The 2,678-nt window shown below is 71.2% G+C and carries 5 protein-coding genes; 2 read left to right on the plus strand and 3 right to left on the minus strand.

What is annotated here, in order from left to right; translation table 11 throughout:
* Together ACY45C_RS19390 and ACY45C_RS19395 are read left to right on the plus strand one after the other, a co-directional pair.
* Nucleotides 1–194: hypothetical protein (locus ACY45C_RS19390; protein WP_462188993.1), on the plus strand; the 194-nt coding region annotated here is incomplete at its 5' end.
* Between the two features lie 54 nt (nt 195–248).
* Complete coding sequence (locus tag ACY45C_RS19395) at nt 249–797, plus strand: GrpB family protein (protein WP_462188994.1); 549 nt, start codon at nt 249–251, stop codon at nt 795–797.
* Between the two features lie 112 nt (nt 798–909).
* Here ACY45C_RS19395 and ACY45C_RS19400 read toward each other — a convergent pair whose 3' ends face one another.
* The 3 genes from ACY45C_RS19400 to ACY45C_RS19410 form a co-directional block, all read right to left on the minus strand.
* Nucleotides 910–1,644 (minus strand): DUF2599 domain-containing protein, encoded by a 735-nt coding sequence (locus tag ACY45C_RS19400; protein WP_462188995.1) that lies wholly within the window; start codon nt 1,642–1,644, stop codon nt 910–912.
* 97 nt (nt 1,645–1,741) lie between these two features.
* On the minus strand, nt 1,742–2,020 hold the full coding sequence (locus ACY45C_RS19405; RefSeq protein WP_462188996.1) for a GlsB/YeaQ/YmgE family stress response membrane protein: 279 nt from the start codon (nt 2,018–2,020) through the stop codon (nt 1,742–1,744).
* 141 nt (nt 2,021–2,161) lie between these two features.
* Complete coding sequence (locus ACY45C_RS19410; RefSeq protein ID WP_462188997.1) at nt 2,162–2,578, minus strand: PPOX class F420-dependent oxidoreductase; 417 nt, start codon at nt 2,576–2,578, stop codon at nt 2,162–2,164.
* Nucleotides 2,579–2,678 lie beyond the last annotated feature (100 nt).

The following is a 2,678-nucleotide window of genomic DNA, read 5'->3' on the forward strand; positions in this document are numbered from 1 at the left end:
CGAACAGCCGCTGGCTGTTCCCCGGCCGCCGCGCCGGCCAGCCACTACACCCCGGCAGCCTGCTCGACCAGATCCGCGCCCTCGGCGTCCCGATACAGGCCGCCCGGATCGCCGCGCTACGCCAGCTCGTCCTGCAAGCGCCCGCCCCGGTCGTCGCCCAGGCCCTCGGCTACCACCCGATCACTACCCAATGACACCGCGCCGAAGCCGGTGGAACCTGGAGCCACTACGCCCGGGAGGCCACGAACATGTTCGCTGACCAGCTCGTTCACATCGTCACTTACGACACGGCGTGGCTCGCCCAGTTCGCTGAGCAGCAAGACCGGCTCCGCGCCGTCCTGGCCCCGTGGCTGGCCGGCGCGATCGAACACATCGGGTCCACCGCGGTTGCCGGCATGCCCGCCAAGCCTGTCATCGACCTGCTCGCCCCCGTGCGGTCGCTCGACGAGGCCCGGAGCGCGGTGCCAGCGATGGAAGCAGACGGATGGCTGTTCTGGCCTGATGATCCGTGCCGGCACTACCGGCTTTGGTTCCTGCGTCCGCGACCCGACGCCCGCACCCACCATCTGCAGGTGGTCGAGCACGGCCACCCCCACGCCACGGCACTGCTCGCGTTCCGGGACGCGCTGCGCGCCGACCCCGGACTGCGCCAGGACTATGCGGATCTGAAGAAGCACCTCTCCGGCGAGCACCGCGACAACCGCAACGCCTACACCAACGCCAAGAGCGACTTCGTCGACCAGGTCCTGCGCAGCACCGGGATCCAGCCGCTGCCACGCGATCTCCTACCCGAGTAGAACCCGCCCTCCCCGTCACCAAGAGCGAGGACAAGCCGGGCCTGAGGCCCGAACCCGCGACACTCGAATACGCGACTCTGCCCGTCTCAAACCCCGAGTCGTCAACCCGCCGTCAGGCCTGCTCGCCGGAGACCGTCCGCTGGGGGCGTACGCCGTCCGGCCGGTAGATCCTGGCCGGCGGCCCGGGGGGATCGGTGCCGAGGGTGTTCCCGCAGCGGGTGGAGATCCACGCCCGGGTGCCGCCGGGATGCGGCGCCGGCCGCCAGCTTTCCAGGTCGTAGGTCTCGCCGGTGGCGAAGCCCTTCCCGCCGTTCAGCGCCGGTAGCTGCGCGAAGTTCTGATGGCACGCCAGCTGGTCGCGCAGACTGTCGGCAAGCTCGCCGCGCAGGCCCGTCACACACCCCTGCACGGCCTGCCAGATCTCGGCGGCAACCTGGCCGCGGTCCCCGGCGCGCCGCCCCTCGGGGGTGGGCCGCACCTGGACGCGGAACCGGCCGTCCGCCCACTGCTGCACGATGATCTCCTCGACGTAGCGGCTCGGGCCGCAGTAGGGCGTGCTGGCGCCGGCACGGCTGCCGGTGCCCGCGCCGGCGGCCTGCGGGCTGTGTGTCGTTTCGGGGCTGTGTGTTGCCTCGGGGCCGGGGATGGGGCTCGGGCCGTGCGCGGGAGTCGGGCCGCCGGGGGGATGCACCCCCGCGGTGGCGCGCGGACCGGCCGGGGCGTCCGGGCCGCAGGCGACGGCGAGCAGCCCCACCGCCGGGACGCCCAGCAGGAGGACCCGCGCGAGGACCGCGTACAGGCGTGCCCCCACAATCCCGGACGCGGTACTCCCTGCGGTCCCCGCCACGTGTGCTCCCCCGGGTCCGGGGCGGGTGGGTTCCGCCGGTTACCGCCGCGTCAACCCACCGCACCGGCGGCCGTTAGGCGGCCTCGGGGGCGAGGCGTCAGCGGTGCAACGTACGGCGGCGGCCCACCGCCCGCCACACCAGCAGCACGACGATACCCCCGATGATCGAACCGACGATGCCGGACGGTTGCAGCGCGCCCTCGCTGAGATCACGGTTGAACAGGACGTAGCCGAGGAAACCGCCGACGAACGAGCCGACGATGCCGAGCAGGATCGTCGCAGGGATACTCATCGGGTCGGGCCCGGGCACGAGCAGGCGCGCGACCGCGCCGGCAACGAGACCAAGCAGCACCCAGCTGATGAGGGTCCAGACCACGGAAGACCTCCGGCCAGTAATGATCATCGATGGCCAACCGATGATCGAGGAGCTAGGACGTCCGCCGTATACCCGACCGACCCGGTTCGTCAAACAACGTCCGGAACGTCGTCCCGCGGACAGCCTGCCCGTCGAGATGACTCAGGAGATGGTGCGCCGCTGGATGGTGACCTCGTGCGGCTCACGGTCGGGGGTGTCGAGGGCGAAGCTGATGATCCGCCGAGGATGGATGCGGATGATCGCACCGTCGATGCGGCCGGCGGGACCGTCCGGGGCCTGGATGGCCTCCGCGGCGCCGCGGATCTCCAGGAAACACACCCGCCACGGGTCACTGGAGACGATGTCGTCGATGACGATCGCGGCCCTGCCCTGCCGGGAGACGTTGTGGAACTTCTGGCTCGCGGCCATGTTGTACCCGCCGATGTCGATCGTGCCCAGCTTCTCGTTGAGGCTGAACCCGACCGGGTTGACCTGCGGGGTGCCGTCGGCCTGCACGGTCGCCAGCCGGCCCAGGGGCTGGGTGCGCAGGTAGTCGGTCTCGAGCTCGGTGAAGGTCATGGCTTGCCTCCTCTGGTGGGGCGGAGCGGGGCCACGGGGACCGCCCCGACACTAGGGCCTGTTCGGGACGTTTATCGGGGCAGCCATTTGTTGATCGCGG

The organism is Frankia sp. CcWB2 (assembly GCF_977927585.1).